Here is a 24005-nt window from a genome sequence, read left to right on the forward strand (position 1 = left end):
GGAAGTTTGCCGCTCGCTTCCTTCAGATTTCACGTCGCCGTGAACACCCTTGCGTTAAGCTAACCGTTACTTCTGCCTTCACGGCTCGGGACTTTCACCCTAGAGATTGCACCCATGCTGGGCACACAATAATAAAAGCTGACCTCATTGTAGGTCAGCTTTTTAGATTTCCTGAATTAAGATCGTATTTTCTTTATCGCAATTAGTACAATAAAATACGTGAGGACACTTTTGCTCTCTCGCATCATTTTCAATACCGTCAAACAATTTCATTCCATCAATATCTAAATAGGCACTATAATCATCAAAATAATCTAAAAGTCTTCCTTGGTCATTCATTTGATTATGACAAGTACTACATTTTGTTTCAACTGAAGCCATTCCATTACATAACGGACATAGAGACATTTTATATACTTCCTTTTTATAAAAATTTAATTGAGGCTACGGCAAGGTAAGGTTTATCATTTTAGATGTGACTAGGCTGTTTTTGTATGAAAAGGCGGATGATTTCGTGAACGAGCCTCTGAGATTCGTTAGAAGGTCAAAGCGAAGTAAAGGAAATCATCCGCCTTTTTCATTTCAGATGGTTACGGTTACCGTCATAAGGGTTTTGTATGAAAAAAGAATGCTCTTTCGATTTTCTTGAGTGAGCCTATGCTAATTTTGTATTGAAGAAGGGGATGGAATGTTCCACCCCCTATAGCCAAACTATTTAATTGTAATTACTGAGAACGGCCACCTAGCTGTTGCTCAGCCATTTGTACAAGACGCTTTGTGATTTCTCCTCCAACTGAACCATTTGCACGAGAAGTCGCATCTGGACCTAATTGAACTCCAAATTCAGAAGCAATTTCATACTTCATTTGATCTAATGCTTGTTGAACTCCAGGTACTACTAATTGGTTTGAACTATTGTTGTTTGCCAAGATAATCACCTCCTCTTGTACTACTATTTTGTTTCATTTCGCTACAAGTATGTAAGCATCTTAATAGTAATTTTTTACATTTATTGAGGGGGTTTATTACTCACAACAAACCAATATTTTTGATCTAAACATTCTTAGCCGTATCATTTAAAGTTTCTGCTGTTGATGCGACCGTTGTTGTTCCTTGTCCAATCTCTTCAATTACGAGCGCTAATTCTTTAAAATCTCCTTCAACTTTTTGAACTTCATTCATGTTTACTTCTAAAGAACTGACAATTTCAGCAAAGTTTCGTTTCGTAGTGTCTGTTTCTTTGCTACCTTCATCGATAAAGCCTTCCACTTCAGTAAGTGACTTCGAAACATCATTCATGAACTGAGAAGATTGATCGATCAGCTGTTTAATATTTTGAACTGAATTTTTCGTTTGCTCCGACAACTTGCGAACTTCATTAGCAACCACTGCAAAACCCTTACCATGCTCTCCAGCTCTTGCCGCTTCAATTGCCGAATTAAGTGCTAATAAGTTCGTTTGTTCAGCTATACTTTGTACGATATTAACAACTTGTTGAATTCGTTCCGAAGATTCAATCAATTTCGTAACAACTTGGCCCATCTGACTAGCGCTGTCTTTAATTGAGGACATTTTTGTTTCTAAATCAACAATACTTTCATTTCCTTTTAAAGCAGTAGTTTTCGTTTTTTCCGAAGCAGCGGCGCTCTCAACAACCCTTCCACTAAGTTCTGTCGTACTTGACACTAATTGTTGTACAGATGCACTTGTTTGCTCAGATAAAGCCGCTAATTCCTCACTTATATCAGTAATTTTAGCTTTTAAATCACTTTTAACTTTTTCATATTCACGTTCACGTTGCCGTAAATTTTCCTTTTCGTACGCTTCAAGCACTAATTGTTGCTCAAAATTTAGTAATTTACTAACAACAGTAATGGCTTTCGCACTTTTTTCGGGATCCGTAATATTTGTTTTAATAATATTAGTAAGTGAGCTAAATAAATTTTGAAAAGCCCCCATGTACCATTTAGGTTCTAATCCGATACGATAATGAACTTTTGCTACATTGGTTCGTTTTTCGATAAACTCTTGATTTATAATGCCGTTAAACATTTCTAATATATGTTTCTCTAACGTTTGACGAAGCCTATCGACAGAGCTATGCTGTTCGATAATTGTTTTCAAATTATCAGCCTTCAAAATTGTCGAATAAAACGTTTCAACTAAGTCTTTTTGGTGTTCTTTAATAAGGGGCTGAAGTGACTTAATAAGTTTTAGGTCCTCTAAAGATAGGTCAATGATCTCTAGTTGCTTTATAATATCATTATTTTCTGTGTCAATTTTACTTTTAAAATGATCATCCACTTTTAGCTCAAACCCTTTAGGCTTATCGTTCGCTTTTTTAAATGTTAAAAATTTCATTTACGTTCGCCTCCTAATACTACTAACTTTCATTATAAACCCAATAGCACTATTTTAATAGTAATAAGTTACTAAAGTTGAGAAAAATGTCGAAAATAGTTGAATGAACCCAAAATAAAAAACGGCCTTATAAAGACCGTTTATAAACCCCAGTATGTCATCGTATCAATTACCCCGATGATAATAATGATTACACCAGCCGTTCGCTGGACGATTAAACCAACTTTTCTTCCTTTTTTCATAAACTTTCCACTTAATCCGAAATACCAAATAAGGAATACAGTAATAATTAAAGGAATAGATGTACCAATCGCAAAAATACTAGGTAACACTGCCCCGTACGGCACTGCTAAAGCCATCGGCATTAAAACGATAAAAAATAAAATAAACATCGTTGGACAAAAACCGAGTGAAAAACTTAAGCCTAATAGAAATGAACCTACTTTACCTCGTTTTTCAGATTTGCTTTTCCACAATGATACTGTCCATCGCATCGTAAACAAGCCAACTAAGTATAAGCCCATTAGTATTAAAATTGGACCTAATATTTTTCTAATCCAAGGGAAATATTCAATTAATTGTTGTTGAAATTCCGTTCCTAATATCCAAACGATGAGGCCTAGCCCTGAAAATGCGACAATTTTTCCTAAAATAAAAAAACCTGTTTCAGACCATGCTGCTTTTTTTTGCAACGAATGATTCCCAAATAATGTGATCGCACTCATATTTCCAGTAAACTGACATGGGGCAAGTGAACCAACAATTCCGAGTAGCAATGCCGAAATTATTGGAATATGTTCTGTTCCATAAGCTGCGTTCATGAACGGTTCTCTAAAAAAATAAGTAATCTGCTCCAAAAGTTGATACATACTTTTCACCTACTTTAAATCGTATGAATTCATTGTTTCATAGATTATCTAATATTTAAATAGAGAAAGTATGAAGAAAAAGTGTAGAATTATGTATACTTTTTCGGTGTTTGACACCATGTGAAATTTTCACATGGTGTCAAACACCGCCCGTGGACATTTTGCATATTTGTCCACCTGAGACGGACATGTCGCTATCTGGAGAAACACTTTGCCATTTCCTATTGTCAAAAAAAGAAGATTACCCCAACGAGTGAGGAATCTTCTCCTTAACTTCTAAGTCCTTTTTAGTTTTGAACTTATTAAGTCAGCTACTAATACATAACGTTGCTTTGCTGGACCAATATAGGTAAACGGATAACATGTACTTACCGTTAGTGTTGCTGTCCGCTTCGGAACAATCACTGTCGTATCGTCCGCATCAACAATTCTCGTTTTTCTTACTTTATATGTATACAACGCTTGCTCATTTTCAACCTTTAAAATATCACCCTTTTTCACTTCACCTATCTTACGAAACACGGTATCACGATGACCAGTTAGAACGGTATTATTATTTTCTCCAGGCAGAGCAGTACCGATTACATGGCCGACACCCTTTACTAATTCTCGTTCCGATGTACCGTGGAAAACGGGTAAGACAATATTTAGTTTCGGGATATAAAGTTGTCCGATTTCTTCCCCTGCTTTTTTCCGAGAAGATACAGGTACAGCTTTCGGTGGAAGTGTCTGTTTCCTTGTCTCCAATGCGTCATTAAGCTCTTTAAAATCGTTCACTTCTTCTAATTCGACCTCATCAACTTCAATCGCATTTTTTCCTTTATAAAGAAGTGTCACATTGATCGTAAAAACAAATATCCCGAACATGACCAATAATACGCTAAGAAAAAGGAGACCTAGTTTGCCACTTTTACTAGCGGTAATCAAGCATGAACTCTCCTTTTAGCAAATTGAAGCATTATAAAACCACCTATAATTAACAATAGGCTAAATAAGATATTAGACACGTAATGCCCTGCAGTCGTAGGTAATTTTGCCATTTGTAACTGGCCACGATACTCATCGGCAAGAACAGCGACCTCAACAATATGCTCCAAAGATTCATACATTAGGTGAGAATCGAGCATTTCTTCGCTGAAAGATAACGTCGCTAATAAGTCACCATCATCATTTTGTAATAACATCAATAAGCTGAAGCCATCAAATGATTGTTTTTCTACTATGTCTCTCAACTCGACTTCAATTTGCAAATCATTTTTTTCAAGGAAAAAGGTTGCATCAATATCTGCTGCCTCAAATAGATCTTTCCACAATGAAAGGAGTAACTCCTCTTCTTCCGTAGATAATTGATCAGCACCTCTTAAGTAGTTTAACGCTTCAAGAGACGAAATTAGTTCATTAAGCTTTTGTTTTGCACTTTCCTCATCCAGTTGACTAAAATGATCAAAAAGTGTTTGGATCTCATTCTCTGTAAGTCCAAATAATGAAAGAAAATCATTTACGATGATAAAATCTTCTTGATAGCTTAAAAAGAATTCAATATCCAAATCTAAATCTTCAATAAAATGGTAGTCGTCGATCGTTTCACCGAACTCGGCTAGCAAAATTTCAAGCTCGCCAAAATCGATGCTATATTTCATTAACAACTCATCTAAATTTTCACCAGTAATTGGCGTACCTAAAAATTCATTGAGCTCTGCTAAAGAATCAAAATCGTCCAAAGATACTTCATGAAATTGCAAATAATCGTTTAATTCCTCATATGTCCAGTTAATATCGTTTAATAATTGTTGTAAATCAGCGTCCTCTACTTGTGCAATCGCTCCATTACCACTATATATGACTGAACAAATCATTAAAGATACTGATAAAAATAATAAAACACTACGCTTCATTATAATTCCCCCCAAAAGATGAGCTTAGAAAGACTTGGCTTGTCGCTCGCCAACGTTTTCATATTAATAAAGGTAGTGTTTGCGATTATATGAAAAATATACCAATGATAACTTTTAAAATTGTAACGTTCTCTTCCGGTCTTTTTGGTCGACAATTTCTACTAAGTCTCCGTACGTGGTTTTACCTCGATCTTTAATGAGTCTTAATAGTTCACAAAACAAATGGGCGGTCGTTAATGCATCACCAATCGCTGAATGTCTTTGATAAATATTTGTACTAAATGTTCTCGCATAATGTTCTAAATCCCTCATATCCCATGATGGATTCAAAAATCCGATTAAATCTAGCGTATCAAAACAAAGAGGCTCTTCAAATGTATGTTTCCTGCGGCCTAGCTCCTTTTTTAAAACCATCAAGTCAAAACTGATATAGTGACCTACAAAACCATCACTACCACACATCTCAATAAAAGAAAAAAATCTTTCAATAGCCTCTAAACCCTCGGGACTCTCTTTTACCATATCATTGTTTATTCCAGTAAGTTCAATAATATCATCTGGTATAACACGATTTGGATTTACGTACGTTTGAAACGTTTGATCAGAAACAGTTAAGTTCTCAACATGAACAGCGCCTATCTCAATCAAACGGTCACTTGCACCTATAGCAAACCCTGTTGTTTCAGTATCAAAAACCGTAAATGCTATTTCTTCTAAGGGCGTATTTAGTGGCGGTTGTCGGTCAAATTCATACGTCATTTTCGTCTTTTTCCAAAACATTCCCCTTCACTCCCCTGTAGAAAGATTATACATAATCATTATGGCGAAAAAACGTCATCATCAAATATGGAAAAATGTCGGTCGACTTTCTTTCGCTTCGCTGTAAAGCTACTGAGCTCAATCACATCATGAGAAACTTCCTAGAGAATTCATCATGTAGCTTTGCGACGAGTAACCGCAGGAGCACCGTCTATCGACCTTTAGAGGCTCACTCAAGAAAATCGACCGAGCATTCTTTTTCCATACTAACCTCATGTGATTATTTTTAAAGCATGCCAAAGACGCCTAAAACTTGTTGTTGCAATTGCTTTACTGTTTTTAATGCTTTAATTAATGCTTCCTTTTCTCTCGTTTTAATGTGTGTGAATTTAATTTTTGAAGAACTTTTCTCTCCTCTTTCAGCTTTTTTCCAAGCTTCTGAAACTCTTAGTGATAAAATGACTTCAAGAGCGTCTTTAAGATCTTCGGCAAAATCTTCTTTTAAAATTCTTTTTTTAGTGAGTTCATCTATTCTTTCGATAGGAGTTCCTTCGACGATCCCGTTAACTGTTGATAACATTTGTAAGCAGTGGTGTAGTGGGAAAAGAGCATCCATTTTTATATCTAAAGAGTTACGATCTAAACGGAACAACGATCGAATAGGATGGTCTAAATTTGGAACTGGCTTTTCTTTTTCAAGTTCGGCTAAGCGATATAAAATTGCTCCTGATTCTTTAACATGGCTCGTCACCATTTCTTTAAATGAATCGTTTAATGCTTCGTCCCCATACAGCTTTCGAAACGAAAAGAAGTTTTGAACTAAAAGTAAGTTTTCATTTGTTGCCACTAATGCCCATCCTTTGAGACGATCACGCCATTTACTAATCGAACCTCGCCACATCTCTTCACTAGACATCATTTTTCCAACACAGCGTTCATACCCTGCTTTTTCTAAAAAAAAGACAATTTCCTCTCCTAATTTTCCGAAATAATAATCGACTTCTTCTTCATCTTGTGATTTATCGTAATCATAAACGAGAAAATGATCTTGATCGGTTAATAAAAATTGTTCACCTCTACCTCCACTTCCCATTTGGTACCAACAAAAAGCAACTGGCGGCTTCCCGAGCCCTTTATCATCTAGAGATTGTACTGCTAAATCTACACAATGTTTCACTAATCGGTCATATAGTTTTGTAACTACTTCTAACGTATTTAAAGTAGGTATTCGATCATTAATTAGCGTTGCTAATACTTCATAAATCGCATTTCTTACGGTCGAGATATTTTCAAGACTTGAATCTTCAATCGCTTGTAAAATTTCTAAAGTGCCTCGGTTTTTTTTGCGGAGTAAATCAGATAAAGTAATAAGTCCAACAACCTTTTGACCATCAACGACTGGTAAATGCTTAATGCCATTCATTAAAAAAGTGGATAATGCTTCATAATAGTACGTATCTCTTGAAATCGTAATCGGATTGGCTGTCATAACTTCACTAACACTATTGTTTAAAGAACGTTGCTTTGATATGACTCTATTTACTAAATCTTTTTCCGTAATAATGCCGACTAACCGTTCATTCGCTAAAACTAGCACAGAACTTTTAGAATAGTCGACCATCGTTTGTGCTGCTTTTTGAATAGAATCGCCCGTGTTAACTGCTATTATTGGTTGATTCATAATATCTTGAACCCTACGCATAAACGGTTCACTTTCTCCCCACTGACTAGCTAATTGAACTTGTTCTGCTAAAGAGGCGTAAATATCTTTCAATCGAACCGCTACTTGTCGTAAAACATAATCCCGAACCTGTTCGTCAATCCAACGCTCTTCAAGTACTGAAAATGGAACTTGTAAACAATACGAATCCTCAATAGCTACTACACTAACCGTATATTGATTGTGATGGTTTGTTTTTTCTCCTAAAAAGTCTGCTAAACTTGAAAATCCAATACAATCTCCAGTTTGCAAAACTTCTAATACCTCGTTGTTTTGTTGCTCCTGCTCAACATAGACCTCTACCATTCCTTCAAGAATTAATAGCAATCCTTCTCTAGGAGTTTTTGAATACAATACTTTATTCGACTTCTGGTAATGCTTTAGTGAGCACTTTTCAATTAAGCGAAAAAATTCTTTTTTAGTAAGCCCACAAAATAGAGGATGATTATATATTTGGTTATATAGATTTTCGATTTTACGTTCCGCCAAAGCTCTTCCTCCTAGCAAAATAAATACTTTTTAAATTTACACAAAATTTAAGAGCAAAGCATTTGAAGATTGTTGATAATTTCACATTTTATATTTATATTTATTTTAATTATAATATTTTCCAGTCGTTCACGCTATATTTGTTTGAAAATTTATAAAATTTAATTAAATTACTTTTACATATCAATAGAGCGTTACGGTGCAACTTTACCTCTAAGGTGAAAAAAGGCGGACGATTTCGCTCACTTCGCCGTGATCTTCTTTCGAATCTCAGACGCTCGTTCACGAAATCATCCACCTTTTTTTCATACAAAACACCCATGACGGTTCCCCTATCACCAAAGCTACTGACCGTGGGTTACGTCATGAGATATATCTTAGAATTTACTTCATGCAGCTTTGCGACGAGTAACCGCGAAGCATCTCTTACTAATATGGAAGAGTCGGGCGGGGCGCCACCTAACCAACAAACCACAAACCAACTAACCAACAATCCAAACTCTTAGTACGTAACCTCCACAACCGCATTGATCAATAAACTTAATATCTATTTTATCACCAAACTTATCTTTTAAAATTGGAGTTAAATAGTGATCAGGATTGCCAAATCCGTTCGGTGTCACAAGATTTACGTGATAACCTTTGGCCGTTTCTGCAACGGCTTCAAGCCCTTCCTTAAAAACAAGCTCTTTATCATGTTCATATTCACCGTGCTCTAACGCACACGACCAACTTTTTGTTTTCATGCAAGATCGCCTCCCTTACTTCAATCTTATAATGAAAGAAGCGATTTAGCGGTGAGTAAGATCACATAACCTTCTCTAATTCTAATCGTTTCAAATCGTAAAACGGTCCTTTTTGTTCGATAAGCTCGTCATACGAACCTTGTTCACACACTTCACCTTTATCTAGAACTATAATATCATCCATCTTTTCAAGTCCTACTAGGCGGTGAGTAATTAAAATCACCGTTTTCTGTTCAAGGTGTGGCCATAAAACTGACTGAACTTCTTTTTCAGTAATAGAATCTAAACCAGTAGTCGGTTCATCTAATAAAACGATCGGAGCATCTTTTAAGATCATCCGTGCAATTGCTAATCTTTGGCGCTCTCCCCCAGATAATGATAACCCCTTTTCAATCAAAACATCATCTAATGAAAGTTGCGACAGCGAAACGTTACTTAACACATTGAGTAGTTCATCATCTGTTGCTTCGGGCTTGGCTAACAATAGATTCGCACGAACGGTATCATTAAAAAAATGATTTTCTTGGGAAACAACTGAGAACAAACTTCTTGCTTCTTCTTCTCGAAACTCGTGTAAGCAATGATTCCCTAATGAGATTTCCCCTTCATAACCTTCGTAAAACTTTAATAATAAGTTAAAAAGACTACTTTTACCTGATCCACTCGCTCCGACAATCGCTATTTTTCTCTTTTCATTTACTTGAAAACTAACATTTTTTAACGCCTTACGCCATGCATTCGGATATGTGAAGCTAACGTTTTGAAATTTAACTTTAAGTGGTTGGTCCGTCGGAATACGTGGTGAAACTTCCGCTTTCTTCGGTGGCTTTTCTTCTTGTTTTGTAATTTGAAAAAGTCGACGTGAGGCTACTTTACTTTCTTCCATATGTCCTGGTATAGCAGCCATCGGCGTCGCAGATTCAAAAACGGTTAACGTTACTAAAACGAGCATCGCTAGAAAAACACCATCTAACGTTCCTCGGTCAACATATATAACACCAATAACTAAAACGACCCATGCCGTCAAGTAGGCAAGTGTTAAACTTACACTTTCTCCTGACCCGCTAACTACTCCATCTTTTTCTTGTTCATTAATTAATTCATCAGATACTTTCTCAATCGTATTCTTTTTCTCACTTAATCGAAGATTCGTTCTTAAGTCTGTAAAGCCAAATAAATACTCGGTAATCTCCACTGATAGTTGTGACCTCTTTTGCCGTAAATTAGAGCCAATATTTTCAGTGAAATAAGTGAAAATGGTCGGTAACGCAACACCGACGATTAGAAAACCTATCCATAATACAACTGCCATTGCTACCGAAAATGTATAAATGATGATCCCAGTCGTGATAAACACAACCACCATCACAAGTGGTGGATAAAACACTCGTAAAAAGAAAAATTGTAGTTTCTCTACATCAGCGACTACTCTTGAAAGCAAATCTCCACTTCGATAACTGGAAAATAAAGCTGGAGCTAACGGTTCAATCTTGTCATAAAAATAAACTCGTAATCTCCCTAAAATTGAAAATGTTGCTTTATGTGAAAAATAACGTTCTGCATACCGGCTAGCAGCTCGAGTTAATCCAAAAAATCTCACTAAAATGATCGTTACTGTTAACGTATAAAGTGGTGGATGAAGCGCCGCTTGAGATATTAAATACCCACCTGATCCTAACAATCCTACCGAAGATATCGCCGCAATAAAACCGAGTAAAATCGAGAGCATAATTAACTTTTTTTCTACTAGCATCACTTTTACTAATTGTATTAATTCCTTCATTTAACTCTCACCTCGATATACGGAAACGATTGTTTGATACAATGGCGAAGTTTCAAGTAACTGTTCGTGAGTTCCTCTGGCCACGATTTCTCCTTCAGACAAAAGCACAATTTGATCTGAATGAACAATCGTCTGCAAACGATGGGCAACCGTTAAAACGGTCGCATTCTCACATAACTTTTCTATCGCCTCTTTAAGAAATGATTCGGTTTCTAAATCGAGCCCTGCTGTTGGTTCATCTAAAATAACGACCGCTGCTTTCTTTAAAAAAGCGCGAGCAACCGCTATTCGTTGTTTTTCTCCACCAGAAAGACCAATTCCCGCTTCACCGACACTCGTATCGTATCGCTTTGGTAAATCATCAACAAAACGGTCGACTCCAGCTAGCTTTGCTGCTTCATAAACTTCTTCATCTGTTGCATTAACATTACTAACTTTAATATTTTCTTTGATTGTTCCAGAAAAAATATAAGGCTCTTGAGATACGTAAGCTGTCGACTGTAACCATTGTTCTTCTTGAAGTTCTGATAACGGAACTCCATTGATCAAGATTTGACCTTCACTCGGCGGTAACATTCCTAATAACAATTTTAATAAAGTCGTTTTCCCAGACCCGCTTTTCCCTACAAAAGCTACACGTTGTCGACCGTTAATCGTTACATTAATGTTTTTTAACACTTGTTGTTTTTCGTTGTATTGAAACGAAACGTTTTCGAACTTTATCGTTTGCTTCGTTACGTCATTCAACTTTTTACTACCCCAAACCGGGATCGTTTCTTTTTTATCTAACACTTCCCAAATCGTTTCAGCGGCCGAAATACTATTTTTCCCTGAATGAAAGCTACTACCTAAATTTTTCAAAGGCATATACAATTCCGGTGCTAACAGTAACACGAAAAACGCCGTATGAAAGGTTAAATGGCCGTAAACTAAACGCAAACCAACTTCAACAGCAATCATCGCTGTAGCAATGGTCGCTAATATTTCTAACATTAACGCTGATAAAAAAGCTATTTTCAAAACGTCCATCGTTGAGTCACGAAAATGATTGCTCATTTCGATAATTTTTTCTCGTTGACGTTTACTTTGACCAAACACCTTTAACATCGGAATCCCTTGAAGAACATCTAAAAAATGTCCCGAAAACCGTAACATACTATTCAATTGTTCTTTCGACTTTTTCTCAGCCATACTTCCGATAATAATCATAAACACAGGAATCAACGGAGCTGTAATAAGCATAATCAATCCCGAGTAAATATTTTGAGTAAAAACGACAACAACAATCATTACTGGAATTACCGCCGCATTAAACACTTGTGGTAAAAAACTTGAGTAGTAAGCGTCAAGTTGATCGACAGCGTCCGTTAATACACTCACTCGCTTCCCTGTTTTCTCTTCATAAAGCTGATTCGCTTGTAAGCTAGAAAGTTTTTCAACTAACTTGTTTCTCAGCTTCATTTTAACAACACTCGCTAGCTTCACTCCGTACTTAGTCGTAAAGTAATTAAGTAGACCTCGACCTATAAAAATGAATAGTAACACGCCTAATAAAATTGATACATCACTTAAACCTCTATCTTTTAAAAACACACCATCGACAATTGTGGCGATCACATAGGCTTGCAGGATGGCAAGAACCGCACCAATTGTTGAAAATGAAGCGAGAAAGGCAAAAACCTTTTTGACTTTTGCCTCCTCGTTCAACCTCTTATTCATCATATTTTAATACCCAGAACGTTCCGGTGTTGCCTTACCACGAAATACGTAATAAACGTAAATCGTATAAATAATTACTAAAGGCATCCCAATAAGTGCAATGATAAACATTACTCTTAACGTTAACTCAGTAGATGACGCATTATATATCGTTAAGTTTGGTGCCGAATTAGCTGAAAAGACGAGGTTAGGAAACATTCCTGCAGCTAACGTTCCGATTTTTGTAAAAATCACTAACGAACTTGCAACAAAAAGTTTTCCGTAGTGCTTCATTTTAAGAAACATTGGGATCGCAATTAATGCCGCAACGGTTGTCAGCGGAATGATAAATAAAACTGGGTAGTTAAAATAGTTAGTAAACATGTGTGGTGCGTAAATTTGTGCTGTTAGGGTTCCTGCTAACCAAGCAACAATAATCGCATAACTGAAAACTTTCGTTAAACGAATCGCTCGTTTTTGCAATTCACCATCTGTTTTTAAAATCGTATACGCTGTACCTTGTAATAAAAAGCCAATCAAACCGACGATACCGAGTAACAAAGCATATGGGTTTAATAGAGCGAAAAACGTACCAGAATAGTTTTGCATCTCATCCATCGGAATTCCGACAACGACATTCCCCATTGCTACACCGAATAAAAGACCAGGTAATAAACTACCGATGAAAAACAGTCTTCCCATCAACTTTTGCATATGAGGATCATCTTCAGTTTTAAAATAATATTCTACCGCTATCGCTCTGAAAATTAATCCGAATAAAACGAGTAACATCGCAAAATAAAAACCACTAAATACCGTTGCATACACAAACGGGAATGCCGCAAACAAAGCACCACCAGCGGTCAATAACCAAACTTCATTACCATCCCAAACAGGTCCAATTGAATTAATTAATGTTTTCTTTTCTTCTTTCGTTTTACCAAGCGTATAGAAAAGCGTACCAACTCCTAAATCGAATCCATCTAGTACTGCGTAACCGATAATTAATACACCTAGAAGAATGAACCAAATAACATTTAAATCCATTATGCCGTGACCTCCTTTTTCCCGTCAGTAAAGGCCGTATCCATATCGAACTTCTTCACTTCTTTGACCATTAAATAAATCATTAGATATAAAAGGAAGCTATAGATACTAACGAATAACCCCATTGATATAAACAACTGTGTCGTTGTTAGTTGCGAAACACCATCAGCGGTTCGGAGTACACCATAGACGATCCACGGTTGTCTTCCCCATTCAGCAACAACCCACCCAGCAGTATTAGCGATATAAGGGGTCGGCAACAATAACAACGAAGCTTTGAGCGCAAATGTATTGTCATAAAGAGTACCTCTACGCATCTTAAACGCTAAAAAGATCGTCCATAGCATAAATACCATACCTAAACCAACCATAATACGAAAAGAAATAAAGTTGCCTAAGATCGGCGGGCGCTCATCAGCTGGAATTTCTTTTAAGCCTGTGACTGGCTCACTTGTGTCACCGTGAGTTAAATAACTTAACAACCCAGGAATTCCAATCTCAAATTTATTCGTTTCATTTTCATAGTCTGGTATTGCAAAAAGTAAAAGTGGTGCATTACTCTCTGTTTCCCAATGCGCTTCATATGCTGCTAATTTCGCCGGTTGCGTTTCTGCAACTAAAACGGAATGTGAGTGACCTGAAAATGCTTGCGTGATTGAAAAAACAAGCCCGAAAACAATTGCTATTTTCATAGATTCTTTAGCAAGTGGAATGTTCTTTTTCTTTAGTAAGTAATAAGCGCTAATCGCGATGACAAAGAATGCTGTAAGTACGTAAGCACCTTGTAAAACATGAAAAAAGCGAACCATTGTTGACGGGTTAAAAATGGCTTCTGCAAAGTTAACCATTTCCGCACGGTTCATTTCTTCATTAATAATGAACCCAGCAGGTGTGTGTTGCCAAGAGTTCGCAGCGATGATCCAAAATGAAGATAGTGTCGTTCCTAGTGAAATCATTAGCGCTGCAAAAAAGCGCATCCCTTTTGAAATTTTATTTCGACCGAAAACGAGAAGACCGATAAACGTTGACTCTAAAAAGAAGGCAAATACCCCTTCGGCTGCAAGTGGCGCACCAAAAATATCACCGACAAAACGTGAATATGCCGCCCAGTTCATTCCGAACTGAAATTCCATCGTAATCCCTGTCGCAAGCCCTACACCAAAATTAACAAGAAATAATTTCGTCCAAAACCTAGCCATCTTATCGTACAAAGGATTACTCGTTCGCCAATACTTAAATTCCATGTAAGCAATGAGAACCGCTAGACCGATGGTTAATGGCACAAAAAGATAATGGACAATGACGGTAAACATAAACTGTAGCCTTGATAATGTAACAAGGTCTAACATTTCAAACATTTAAAAATCCCCCTCCCAATTAAATTGTCTTTGTTCAACGATGAACAAACTTTAATTTTTAGTAAACAGTGTAAATATATGTAAGCGAGATCCCTCCATATACACATTTCCAGTTTTTCCGCTGTGATATTTTTCACTGTTAACATCATTGTAATGGAACTAACAGGATAAAATATGTACTAATATTGACTATTTTGTTACAATTTTCTTCACAATTATTTCACACTTTAATAGTAATGCATATATCCAAAAACACATTTCCCTTTTGGACGAGATTTTAAACCAAAGATATATCAATATTTTCAATGTTTCAAAGAGGAAATGTTAAAAATAAGTTTAAAATAACCATTCGAATTTTCAACAAAAAAACCTCGAACTTGGAGTCCGAGATTTTTGTTTATCTTACAAAATTAATATACATTTTTATATAATAAATTTCATATTTCTTTATATATCAATGAATTTCATAATTCGTTATTTTCGCCACTATGATCAATATATAGTTACGTCAAAACCATTCGTAAACTATATATTGTTTAATGTGGCTCATCTTTGGTAATTATGAAATTCACTCATATAGTTGCGCAAAACCATTTGCAAACTATATATTGCGTGATGTGGCTCATTTGTGGTAATTATGAACTTCACTCTATTAAATATTGCTGTACTTTATTGTAAACATCTCGATCTTTCGGACGATCAAATTGGTTAGAACTAACGTAACTATAAACAACCTGGCCTTGTCCATCGATAAAAAATAAACTCGGATGAGCTAAACGGAATGCGTCAATGTTAATTCGGTTATACACATTAAAAGCTTTCATTACCGCACGATCCTCATCAATTAAAAATGGAAACGGCATCGGATTTTCTGAAAGCCATTTAGCTGCAGCTTCTTTTTTTTGACCTGCTATTACAACTATTTCGACACCTAATCCCTCGTATTTCGGGGCATTTTCACGCAACTGCACGAGCTGCTTGCGACAGTTTGGTCAAAACGTCCCTCGTAAAAAATATAATAAAAATGGTGTTCCTCTAAATTGATTAGCAGTATACGTCTTCCCATCCACCCCATCTAGTGTAAACGCTGGAATTTGTGAACCTCGCTGTAAACCTTTTTCTTTTTTCGGCATGATTTCACCTCTTATAATTTTACTACTATAATAGCGTTTGATACGATTATATCTTAAGTTACTATAGATTTAAAAATAGGAGGATTTTATGACAAGGCCATTACGTATTGGAATTATCGGTACCGGCGAAATAGCAAAAGGGGCTCACATTCCAAGTTATCAAAGTTGTGAAAATGTAGAAGTTATCGCTGTTGCTAATCGAACGTTGGAAAAAGCAAAAACTTGTGCCGATAAGTTTCAAATTCCACATGTTTATCAAGATTACGAGACGATGCTTAACGAAATTGAATTAGATGCCGTAAGTATTTGCACACCAAATAAATTCCATGCAGACCAAGCGATTGCCGCTTTAAATAAAGGCTGCCACGTTTTATGCGAAAAGCCACCTGCTATAACGGTTGAAGAAGTAATTACGATGGAAGAAGCCGCAAAAAAAGCGGGGAAAATGTTAGCCTATGCGTTTCATTATCGTTACGCACCAGAAGTGATGACATTGAAAAAATTCATAGAAGCAAATGAAATAGGCGAAATATACTCTGCAAAAGCTACCGCTATGCGGAGGCGCGGCATTCCAGGATGGGGTGTTTTTACGAACAAAGAACTCCAAGGAGGGGGAGCGCTGATCGATATCGGTGTCCATATGCTTGACACAGCTCTTTACTTAATGGACTACCCTGAGCCAGATACAGTACTCGGAACCACCTATGAAAAGCTTGGGAATAGGCCTGGTGTCGGTTTATTAGGAGATTGGGATTGGAAAAACTTTTCCGTAGAAGACATGGCTAACGCAATGATTACGTTTAAAAATGGCGCAACACTTATGCTAGAAGCAGCCTTCGCCGCTAACGTTGAAAAAGACGATGTAATGCAAGTTTCGATTATTGGCGATCAAGGGGGCGCAGATGTATTCCCATTGAAAATATACCAAGAAAAACACGGTGTCCTATTAGATACAACTCCTGCTTATTTACCGAGTTATAGCTTACATACGAAACAAATTCATGACTTTGTTCAGTGTATCTTTACAGAAACAGAACCGCCGAGTAACCCGAGACAAGGAGTTATTTTGCAAAAAATAGTATCAGCAATTTATGAATCTGCGAAGACTAGAAACGCAGTGAAGTTGTAAGCTAGAAAAGCGTTGCTGCGACGCTTCATCTTTACCCAGATAGCATTCTTATTCGTGGAAACGTCTCGTTGAACTTCTCATCGTGACGTTTTTTCATCTTCTCTAGCGCACAAACGCCTCGTTGAAATCCTCATCATGACGTTTTTTATCTTCTCCACGTATAAACGTCTCGTTAAACACATCTCCTGCATAATTACTTACATTTTGCAAAACTTACTTTTATCAAAGAATATTGTGAGGAGTGTTACAAATGAATAGTAATCAATTACCATCATCATTTCCACCACAACATCAAACAAAACACCCCGGGATCGAAGCTGAAATGAAGCCAAGACCTCTCTTTGATGACCCTAATTATGTTGGCAGTGGGAAATTAACCGGTAAAGTCGCCTTAATTACTGGGGGAGATAGTGGTATTGGTCGAGCTGTAGCGATCGCCTTTGCGAAAGAAGGAGCAAATATAGCCATTGCCTACTTAGACGAAACAGTTGATGCAGAAGAAACGAAACAATTAGTTGAAGCAAAAGGAGTTCAATGTTTAATCTTACAAGGAGACATCGCTGATGAGAACGTTTGTAACAGTATCGTTTCGGACACAATCAATGCTTTTGGGCAGCTAGATATTCTTGTAAATAATGCCGCATCGCAAGTCGTGCAAAATAATATCAGCAACATTACAACTGCCCAATTAGAACGCACATTTCAGATTAATATTTTCTCATTTTTCTATTTTGTTAAAGCTGCACTGCCACACTTAAAACAAGGAAGCTCAATCATTAACACCGCTTCTGTTACCGCTTATCACGGTCACGAACAACTTGTCGATTACTCTGCAACCAAAGGAGCAATCGTTACATTTACAAGGTCATTATCAATGCAACTTGTTGGCCAAGGCATTCGTGTCAATGGTGTTGCCCCCGGTCCTATTTGGACACCGCTAATTCCATCTTCCTTTCCAGCTAGTCAAGTTGCTAGTTTCGGAAGCAATACACCAATGAAACGTGCTGGTCAGCCTTTTGAACTTGCTCCAGCATACGTATACTTAGCTTCGAATGACTCGTCATATGTATCCGGACAAATTATTCATGTTAATGGTGGAGAGATCGTAAACGGGTAAGCGGATTAATTCTTGTCACGCTAATCTTAGCGGACACCAGAGGCCTTGTTTCACTAAAAAAACGTGAATTTAAGAATTATCGGACAGGAGGGCTCTTATTTAAAGAAAAACGATGCTAATTGTGCTGTTTCTAAGGGAATAAGGGCTCTGATGTCCGCGAAATTTTAAAAACCCAACAAATCTATGAAATAAGGTCTCTCATGTCCACACATTATCGGGAATGTGCGCAGCTTTATCGGGGGGGGAGGGGGAGGCAGTAATTGGATTCCTTATATCGGTCGGGCATGCGAGAAGGTCTCGCGTTACCTTTTGGGTGAGGTGACGCTTCGGTCGGGCATGCGAGAAGGTCTCGCGTTACCTTTTGGGTGAGGTGACGCTTCGGTCGGGCATGCGAGATGGTCTCCCGTTACCTTTTGGGTGAGGTGACGCTTCGGTCGGGCACGAGAGATGGTCTCCCGTTACCTTTTGTGTCAGGTGACGCTTCAGTCGGGCACGAGAGATGGTCTCCCGTTACCTTTTGGGTGAGGTGACGCTTCGGTCGGGCACGAGAGATGGTCTCCCGTTACCTTTTGGGTGAGGTGACGCTTCAGTCGGGCACGAGAGATGGTCTCCCGTTACCTTTTGGCTGAGGTAACGCTTCGGTCGGGCACGAGAGATCATCTTGCGTGCCTTTTTATTTGATGTGAAGCTCGGTTTGGTCACGGGAGAAATTCTTACGTTCCCTTTAGCTGATGTAGCGTACGATTAGGGCACTTACACTAATTTGTACATCAACCCCTGTTTTACTGCGCATCCCCCATAATGAGAAATACCAAAAAAAGCGCGAACTAATACGCCGCCCCCCACCCTATGTATCAGTAGCTCAATAATCGAAAAAAAACTGGCATCTCATGAGATACCAGTTTTTTAATGTAAAACTTTATTACCCTAAATACGCTTTTAACATCCATACATGTTGCTCTAAAGATGTTTTAATTCCGATAAACATGTCCGCTGTCGACTCATCGCCATCAGCTTCAGCAAGTTCAATTGTTTCGTTACAGTTTGCAATAACTTTTTCGAAGTCAGCAGCTAGTACTGCCACCATTTGTTTTGCATCTTCATTGTTTGATGCTTCTTCAATTGATGCAGCTTCTAAATACTGTTTTAGCGTTGCAAGAGGCTTGCCTTCGATTGTTAGGATGCGCTCTGCAATTGAATCGATATAAGTAGCAGCTTCTGTATAATACTCTTCAAATTTTGCATGTAAAGTAAAAAATTCAGGTCCAGTTACATACCAGTGATAGTTGTGGAGTTTCGTGAATAACACGTTCCAATCTGCTAGTTGAGAATTTAGTGAGTTAATTAATTTTTCATTTGCCATGTTTTAAAAACACTCCTTATTTTCTTAATTAATTTCATAATAACATAAATTATAATTAATATCAAATAATAATAATTATAATTCACAACCTTTCTTGAATACATATATAAGATACCCGAAACAAGCTAATCAAAACATCTTTTTATATGTACCACTACATACATTTCTACATTATTACTCATTTCCCTTTATTTTTCCGAAAAAATATATGACACATATCATATATGCAATCGCTACCATATTAGATAAAATAAAAATGGCAATATATAACGATCGAAAACCGTTATAAGTTGTGTATTAATAACAACTTTTTAGCAAAAATCTAAGAAAAAAAGGAATTGAGCCGAATGAGTAAAAAGAAAATTGCTTGGGTAACTGACAGCACTGCATATATAACAAAAGAATTACGTGAGAACGATGATGTTTATGTAATGCCATTAGCGATCATTTTTCCTGATCGAACTTTCGAGGATGGCATTGATTTAACAACGGACGAGTTATACTCTAGAATTAATAGTTCTAAAGAAGTTCCAAAAACCTCTCAACCGTCTGTAGGAAGATTTGCTGAAGTCTTCGAAAAACTTAAAGCTGAATATGACCACGTGATCGCTGTGCACGTATCAGGAAAATTAAGTGGCACGATCGAAAGCTCAAGAGCAGGAATGGAAATGGCGGAGCTTGATGGTGAGATTGTCGATTCACAATCAATGTCTTATACGATTACAACATTACTTTATAAAGGTATTCAATTAGCGGAACAAGGCGTTGACTATAAAGAGATTGCTGCTACACTCCGAGAGGAAGCACTTCGTTCTGAAAAGTACGTGCTCCTTGGAAGCTTAGACCAATTCCATAAAGGTGGGAGAATGTCTAAAACCCAGTTTCTTTTAGGAAACCTTCTTCAAATCAAACCAATTATCACAATAAAAACGACTGGTGAATTCGACCTTTTCCAAAAAGTGCGTTCTGAGAAAAAAGCTGTTAACAGACTAATTGAACTTTTAACAGAAGCGATGGAAAAGCATCATATAAATGATGTACAAATTATGCACGGAAACGTAGAAGACAAAGCTTTAGAACTAAAGAAAAAGATTGAAGAAAAATACCCTCACTTAAATATTGTTGTCGGAGAAATCAGTTCGACAATTGCCGTTCATGCTGGTGAAGGTACGGTTGCTTTAATTTGGCATAACGAACCAAAATAATAAGAATAGCGTAATCTCAACCACGCTGTTTCTTCGAGTAGCTTCTCTAGGAAAAACTTGCACTGTAATATATTCAGTGAATTGTCTTATAGCTAGACAAAAAAACGCCCATAAATTCAGTTTTCTACTGATTTTACGGGCGTTTTTTTTATAAAATTACAGGTGCATCAATTTAATTTATGCTTTTGCAATTACAACTTACGATACTGTATTTCTTTCGGGTTTAGACCGTTCCCTAACGTTTGATACGCTGCGTTTCCATGAGGATCAAACAATTCGTTTTTTTCATGATAAACTCGCGGTGTTTTATAAAGTGTTATTAAAGCTCTAGGTAATGACATTTGGTGATAACGCTCAGGCCATTGCTTTAATATTTCTTCTTTTACTAACGGGTAATATTTCGGGTTCATCGCTGGAAAAAGATGATGCTCCGTGTGATATGAAAAGTTGAAATGAAGAACATCCACCCACTTTGGTACCGTGACTGTTAAACAATTCGCTAAAGGATCATTAACATCAACAAGTGGATTTAATCGATGATTTGTTGAAATATAACCCATGACAATCATGTTTGCAATTAGTAACGGTAACAAGAACGCAAAGAACCATTTCACAGGACCAATTAATAAAAGTAAGCCAATCCAAGATGCCCATGGTAACACTAGTTGCATAACAACCGCTGCACGATTTTTACCAGTAAATTCTTTAATGTAAAGCTTAAACATATTTGACGAATGAAGAGAAAATTGTATCGCTAAAAAGAAAAAGCCGAATAAAGAACGAACTGATAACGGTAACTTATATACCGCACGCACAATAAAGTTTTGCGTTGCTTTATTGACAGTTGGCCAAGCGTCAGGATCCTTTATTTCATCTTGTGTATGAACATGATGCTCAATATTATGCCACTTACGCCACAACCGCGGACCTGTACAAAGCGGCCAAAAGAAAACAGCTCCTAAAAAGTTCCTCAACCATGGTGTCCTTACTACAGTACCATGCAAAATTTCATGCCCTAAAAATCCCATCGACGAAAAACTAAAGCCTATAACTAATGCTAAGATTATATTTAAAAACCACGGTAATTGAAATAAGCTAATGGCCACAATACTGGCAACTACAACCGTTAAAAAAGCTAGTCCACCTATTAATCGACTTGGAACAGGTTGAAACGCTTCCTTTGGTAAAGCTGGAGAAACTCTTGCTGCATACCAGCCAAATGTTTTAAGTTCTTTCATTTTATCGTCTCCTTCTTGATACGCATTCATTTTTCACTATAAACACTGTATTAATATAAATTAATCATATCAAGAACAACACCAATTTACAACAAGTTTTTATTACCAGGTACTAATAATTGGTTTTAATTAACACAACACTTTTACTGAAGCTTTTTTATATGGTCTATGAATTCTTCGGGATCAGTACGAACGGTATACGGAAATACCCCTTGATTCGTATGTAAGTATAGCGTTCCAAAAGAATTAGTTTTTGTTTTTCGATACGACACATCCAAAATCGCTTTTAATTGAAAGGTTTGAAAAGGTGTAACTAACTTCGTTTCATATAAATATAAATGATAATTTTTTTCAATATACTTTTGTTCGATCCCATCAATTTCTCGTAATACCTTAATAAAAGGCTGTTTATAAACTAGAGACAATATTTTTCATCCTTTTTTGGTGTTTTTTTTAATAGTACCATTTGTGGAAGTGCGATTAAACAATGGGATTTTATTTTAAATTAAATAGTTTAGCACACGACGAGTGGCGAGCTATACGAACAATTTTAACTTTAGACCTTAGTGATTTTATTTATATTTTCAAAATAAAAGGAGCTACAAAGTTGTAGCTCCTAAAAAAATTTCTATTTAGTTAGTATCTCCGTCAAACTCCTCTTCCATCATCGGGTCATTTTCAGGGTAGTCTCCTTCGATGTCACCACCACAAGCAGCTAACATACTTACCGCTAGTGCTCCTGAAATGATCATTAACCAAAGTCGTTTCTTCATCTTTTGATCTCCTCCTATGGAATTATTAATTACTACAGATGCTATACTAACATAGATAAACCCCTATAACCATTAAGGGAAAATTACATTTCTTTGCACTTCATTACATTATTAACATTCCTGTAATATAACTTTTTTGCCATACCCTATTGCTAGCTTTTTATAAATGGTTACATAACGGTTTTATTAAAGGAAATGATATTAAAAAAGCACAATCCAACTTTGTGCGTTTATTTTACTTTTTAAAAATCGAAATTGAGGAGGTTTCTTCATGAACTTAAACTCAACGTTAATGGAAAAGTCATTTTGCATGAATGAATATGACGTTTTACAAAGAGTTGTTTTATGTGAACCGAAAAATATGACGATTCGTGATGTTATAAATGACACTCAAAAGCATTTTCAAAATGAAGGAATACATATTCAAAAAGCAATGGAGCAGCATAGTCAATTTGTTCAAGTTCTAAAAAACAATGGGATTGATGTCATCTTATTACCACCTGCCAAAAAATATCCTGAACAAGTTTTCACTCGAGACATTGGTTTTACACTCGGGCAAACGATCTTTGTCGCCGATATGGCAGCACCAATTCGAAGTGGTGAAGAAAATATTTTTAAAGATTGGTTACAAGGAGAGGAAATTTCTTACTATAATATTATTGGTGACAACATTGAAGGCGGTGACGTCATTATAGACGGTAGTAACGTCTATGTCGGAATTAGCGACCGGACAAATCACTTTGCCGTCGATCATTTAAAAAGCATGTTACCTACTTTTAATGTAATGGCGATTCCTTTTCATGAAAAATACTTACATTTAGATTGCGTGTTTAATGTAATTTCTGCTACTGATGCATTGATCTTCCCTGGAGTCATTAGTAAAACCGAAGAAGATATACTACGCTCACGGTACAATGTAATTGAAGTCTCAGAAGCAGAGCAATTCACATTGGGAACTAACGTCCTCTCGATCGGTAATAAAAAAATATTGAGTCTTCCTGTAAATAAAAACGTCAATGAGGAATTACGAAAAAGAGGGTATGAGGTAATCGAAGTTGATATTACGGAAATTATTAAGTCCGGCGGATCCTTCCGCTGTTGTACGTTGCCAATATTGAGAAAGAATTAACCCGAACGATTAAACAGCACAAGTCGCTCAGAGGTTACGGACATGTCCGCAAAAGAAGTCCGTTCCAATCGAGTAGGAGGGGGTGACTAACCCCCGACCTCTCACACCACCGTACGTACCGTTCGGTATACGGCGGTTCAATTAAGTTTGACGCAGATATTCATATCGTTGATATAGGCTTTTCAACCCTCGA

Annotated in this window: 22 protein-coding genes and 1 pseudogene; 4 read left to right on the forward strand and 19 right to left on the reverse strand. The window is 36.8% G+C overall.

Going from position 1 to position 24005, the window contains the following annotated elements; genetic code table 11:
• Nucleotides 1–162: 162 nt before the first annotated feature.
• The 15 genes and pseudogenes from BKP35_RS17730 to BKP35_RS19750 form a co-directional block, all read right to left on the reverse strand.
• Nucleotides 163–408 carry a hypothetical protein gene (locus tag BKP35_RS17730; RefSeq protein ID WP_071314720.1) on the reverse strand — a complete coding sequence of 82 codons (246 nt, stop codon included), beginning with the start codon at nucleotides 406–408 and terminating at the stop codon, nucleotides 163–165.
• A 317-nt stretch (nucleotides 409–725) separates the two neighbouring features.
• Nucleotides 726–929: an alpha/beta-type small acid-soluble spore protein gene (locus BKP35_RS17735; RefSeq protein ID WP_071314721.1), complete on the reverse strand. Its 204-nt coding sequence runs from the start codon at nucleotides 927–929 to the stop codon at nucleotides 726–728.
• Nucleotides 930–1053: 124 nt separating this feature from the next.
• Nucleotides 1054–2361 carry a globin-coupled sensor protein gene (locus BKP35_RS17740; RefSeq protein WP_071314722.1) on the reverse strand — a complete coding sequence of 436 codons (1308 nt, stop codon included), beginning with the start codon at nucleotides 2359–2361 and terminating at the stop codon, nucleotides 1054–1056.
• A 140-nt stretch (nucleotides 2362–2501) separates the two neighbouring features.
• On the reverse strand, nucleotides 2502–3230 hold the full coding sequence (locus BKP35_RS17745; RefSeq protein ID WP_071314723.1) for an urease accessory protein UreH domain-containing protein: 729 nt from the start codon (nucleotides 3228–3230) through the stop codon (nucleotides 2502–2504).
• Nucleotides 3231–3506: 276 nt separating this feature from the next.
• Nucleotides 3507–4157: a class D sortase gene (locus BKP35_RS17750; RefSeq protein WP_245742004.1), complete on the reverse strand. Its 651-nt coding sequence runs from the start codon at nucleotides 4155–4157 to the stop codon at nucleotides 3507–3509.
• The gene (locus BKP35_RS17755; protein WP_071314724.1) at nucleotides 4154–5125 is read right to left on the reverse strand and encodes a processed acidic surface protein; all 972 of its coding nucleotides are present in this window, start codon (nucleotides 5123–5125) and stop codon (nucleotides 4154–4156) included. Before BKP35_RS17755 ends, BKP35_RS17750 begins: the two co-directional genes overlap by 4 nt.
• 114 nt (nucleotides 5126–5239) lie before the next feature.
• A complete protein-coding gene (locus BKP35_RS17760; RefSeq protein ID WP_071314725.1) occupies nucleotides 5240–5905 on the reverse strand; it encodes a 3'-5' exonuclease in 666 nt (221 codons plus the stop codon).
• A gap of 265 nt (nucleotides 5906–6170) precedes the next feature.
• On the reverse strand, nucleotides 6171–8093 hold the full coding sequence (locus tag BKP35_RS17765) for a DUF294 nucleotidyltransferase-like domain-containing protein (RefSeq protein WP_071314726.1): 1923 nt from the start codon (nucleotides 8091–8093) through the stop codon (nucleotides 6171–6173).
• A 482-nt stretch (nucleotides 8094–8575) separates the two neighbouring features.
• Complete coding sequence (locus BKP35_RS17775) at nucleotides 8576–8839, reverse strand: CGCGG family putative rSAM-modified RiPP protein (protein WP_071314728.1); 264 nt, start codon at nucleotides 8837–8839, stop codon at nucleotides 8576–8578.
• Between the two features lie 61 nt (nucleotides 8840–8900).
• Nucleotides 8901–10622 (reverse strand): thiol reductant ABC exporter subunit CydC, encoded by a 1722-nt coding sequence (cydC, locus tag BKP35_RS17780; protein ID WP_071314729.1) that lies wholly within the window; start codon nucleotides 10620–10622, stop codon nucleotides 8901–8903.
• Nucleotides 10623–12344 carry a thiol reductant ABC exporter subunit CydD gene (cydD, locus tag BKP35_RS17785; RefSeq protein WP_084031740.1) on the reverse strand — a complete coding sequence of 574 codons (1722 nt, stop codon included), beginning with the start codon at nucleotides 12342–12344 and terminating at the stop codon, nucleotides 10623–10625.
• Between the two features lie 3 nt (nucleotides 12345–12347).
• The gene (cydB, locus tag BKP35_RS17790; RefSeq protein WP_071314730.1) at nucleotides 12348–13367 is read right to left on the reverse strand and encodes a cytochrome d ubiquinol oxidase subunit II; all 1020 of its coding nucleotides are present in this window, start codon (nucleotides 13365–13367) and stop codon (nucleotides 12348–12350) included.
• The gene (locus BKP35_RS17795) at nucleotides 13367–14725 is read right to left on the reverse strand and encodes a cytochrome ubiquinol oxidase subunit I (RefSeq protein ID WP_245742005.1); all 1359 of its coding nucleotides are present in this window, start codon (nucleotides 14723–14725) and stop codon (nucleotides 13367–13369) included. Before BKP35_RS17795 ends, cydB begins: the two co-directional genes overlap by 1 nt.
• 644 nt (nucleotides 14726–15369) lie before the next feature.
• Nucleotides 15370–15705, reverse strand: a pseudogene (locus tag BKP35_RS17800) (peroxiredoxin family protein); the annotation flags it as partial.
• Nucleotides 15706–15717: 12 nt separating this feature from the next.
• Nucleotides 15718–15858 carry a hypothetical protein gene (locus tag BKP35_RS19750; RefSeq protein ID WP_169819263.1) on the reverse strand — a complete coding sequence of 47 codons (141 nt, stop codon included), beginning with the start codon at nucleotides 15856–15858 and terminating at the stop codon, nucleotides 15718–15720.
• An 88-nt stretch (nucleotides 15859–15946) separates the two neighbouring features.
• On the opposite strand from BKP35_RS19750, the gene BKP35_RS17805 reads away from it, so the two are divergent.
• Both BKP35_RS17805 and BKP35_RS17810 read left to right on the forward strand, forming a co-directional pair.
• Complete coding sequence (locus tag BKP35_RS17805; protein WP_071314732.1) at nucleotides 15947–16987, forward strand: Gfo/Idh/MocA family protein; 1041 nt, start codon at nucleotides 15947–15949, stop codon at nucleotides 16985–16987.
• A gap of 250 nt (nucleotides 16988–17237) precedes the next feature.
• Complete coding sequence (locus BKP35_RS17810; RefSeq protein ID WP_071314733.1) at nucleotides 17238–18104, forward strand: SDR family oxidoreductase; 867 nt, start codon at nucleotides 17238–17240, stop codon at nucleotides 18102–18104.
• Between the two features lie 922 nt (nucleotides 18105–19026).
• Here BKP35_RS17810 and BKP35_RS17815 read toward each other — a convergent pair.
• Complete coding sequence (locus BKP35_RS17815) at nucleotides 19027–19467, reverse strand: Dps family protein (RefSeq protein ID WP_071314734.1); 441 nt, start codon at nucleotides 19465–19467, stop codon at nucleotides 19027–19029.
• A 347-nt stretch (nucleotides 19468–19814) separates the two neighbouring features.
• On the opposite strand from BKP35_RS17815, the gene BKP35_RS17820 reads away from it, so the two are divergent.
• Entirely contained in the window at nucleotides 19815–20672 is an 858-nt protein-coding gene (locus BKP35_RS17820) for a DegV family protein (protein ID WP_071314735.1), read from the forward strand.
• 191 nt (nucleotides 20673–20863) lie between these two features.
• Here BKP35_RS17820 and desB read toward each other — a convergent pair whose 3' ends face one another.
• From desB to BKP35_RS19755, 3 genes are all read right to left on the reverse strand, one after another.
• Entirely contained in the window at nucleotides 20864–21910 is a 1047-nt protein-coding gene (gene desB / locus BKP35_RS17825) for a Delta(10) desaturase DesB (RefSeq protein ID WP_071314736.1), read from the reverse strand.
• 143 nt (nucleotides 21911–22053) lie between these two features.
• Nucleotides 22054–22335, reverse strand: a complete 282-nt coding sequence (locus tag BKP35_RS17830) for a hypothetical protein (protein WP_071314737.1) — start codon at nucleotides 22333–22335, stop codon at nucleotides 22054–22056.
• 207 nt (nucleotides 22336–22542) lie between these two features.
• Entirely contained in the window at nucleotides 22543–22683 is a 141-nt protein-coding gene (locus tag BKP35_RS19755; protein ID WP_169819264.1) for a hypothetical protein, read from the reverse strand.
• Nucleotides 22684–22954: 271 nt separating this feature from the next.
• Between BKP35_RS19755 and BKP35_RS17835 the strand changes: the two genes are divergently transcribed.
• A complete protein-coding gene (locus BKP35_RS17835) occupies nucleotides 22955–23812 on the forward strand; it encodes a dimethylarginine dimethylaminohydrolase family protein (RefSeq protein WP_071314738.1) in 858 nt (285 codons plus the stop codon).
• Nucleotides 23813–24005: the final 193 nt, after the last annotated feature.

The sequence above is a fragment of the Anaerobacillus arseniciselenatis genome (genome assembly GCF_001865995.1).
Taxonomy (GTDB): Bacteria; Bacillota; Bacilli; order Bacillales; family Anaerobacillaceae; genus Anaerobacillus; species Anaerobacillus arseniciselenatis.

Bases quoted from the DNA above. Each gene is read 5' to 3' on its own strand.
- BKP35_RS17775 (WP_071314728.1), bottom strand. From the start codon at position 8,839: ATGAAAACAAAAAGTTGGTCGTGTGCGTTAGAGCACGGTGAATATGAA.
- BKP35_RS17795 (WP_245742005.1), bottom strand. From the start codon at position 14,725: ATGTTTGAAATGTTAGACCTTGTTACATTATCAAGGCTACAGTTTATG.
- cydB (WP_071314730.1), bottom strand. From the start codon at position 13,367: ATGGATTTAAATGTTATTTGGTTCATTCTTCTAGGTGTATTAATTATC.
- BKP35_RS17815 (WP_071314734.1), bottom strand. From the start codon at position 19,467: ATGGCAAATGAAAAATTAATTAACTCACTAAATTCTCAACTAGCAGAT.
- cydD (WP_084031740.1), bottom strand. From the start codon at position 12,344: ATGATGAATAAGAGGTTGAACGAGGAGGCAAAAGTCAAAAAGGTTTTT.
- desB (WP_071314736.1), bottom strand. From the start codon at position 21,910: ATGAAAGAACTTAAAACATTTGGCTGGTATGCAGCAAGAGTTTCTCCA.
- BKP35_RS17810 (WP_071314733.1), top strand. From the start codon at position 17,238: ATGAATAGTAATCAATTACCATCATCATTTCCACCACAACATCAAACA.
- BKP35_RS17740 (WP_071314722.1), bottom strand. From the start codon at position 2,361: ATGAAATTTTTAACATTTAAAAAAGCGAACGATAAGCCTAAAGGGTTT.
- BKP35_RS17820 (WP_071314735.1), top strand. From the start codon at position 19,815: ATGAGTAAAAAGAAAATTGCTTGGGTAACTGACAGCACTGCATATATA.
- BKP35_RS17835 (WP_071314738.1), top strand. From the start codon at position 22,955: ATGAACTTAAACTCAACGTTAATGGAAAAGTCATTTTGCATGAATGAA.
- BKP35_RS17745 (WP_071314723.1), bottom strand. From the start codon at position 3,230: ATGTATCAACTTTTGGAGCAGATTACTTATTTTTTTAGAGAACCGTTC.
- BKP35_RS17760 (WP_071314725.1), bottom strand. From the start codon at position 5,905: ATGTTTTGGAAAAAGACGAAAATGACGTATGAATTTGACCGACAACCG.
- cydC (WP_071314729.1), bottom strand. From the start codon at position 10,622: ATGAAGGAATTAATACAATTAGTAAAAGTGATGCTAGTAGAAAAAAAG.
- BKP35_RS19755 (WP_169819264.1), bottom strand. From the start codon at position 22,683: ATGAAGAAACGACTTTGGTTAATGATCATTTCAGGAGCACTAGCGGTA.
- BKP35_RS17755 (WP_071314724.1), bottom strand. From the start codon at position 5,125: ATGAAGCGTAGTGTTTTATTATTTTTATCAGTATCTTTAATGATTTGT.
- BKP35_RS17730 (WP_071314720.1), bottom strand. From the start codon at position 408: ATGTCTCTATGTCCGTTATGTAATGGAATGGCTTCAGTTGAAACAAAA.
- BKP35_RS19750 (WP_169819263.1), bottom strand. From the start codon at position 15,858: ATGCCGAAAAAAGAAAAAGGTTTACAGCGAGGTTCACAAATTCCAGCG.
- BKP35_RS17805 (WP_071314732.1), top strand. From the start codon at position 15,947: ATGACAAGGCCATTACGTATTGGAATTATCGGTACCGGCGAAATAGCA.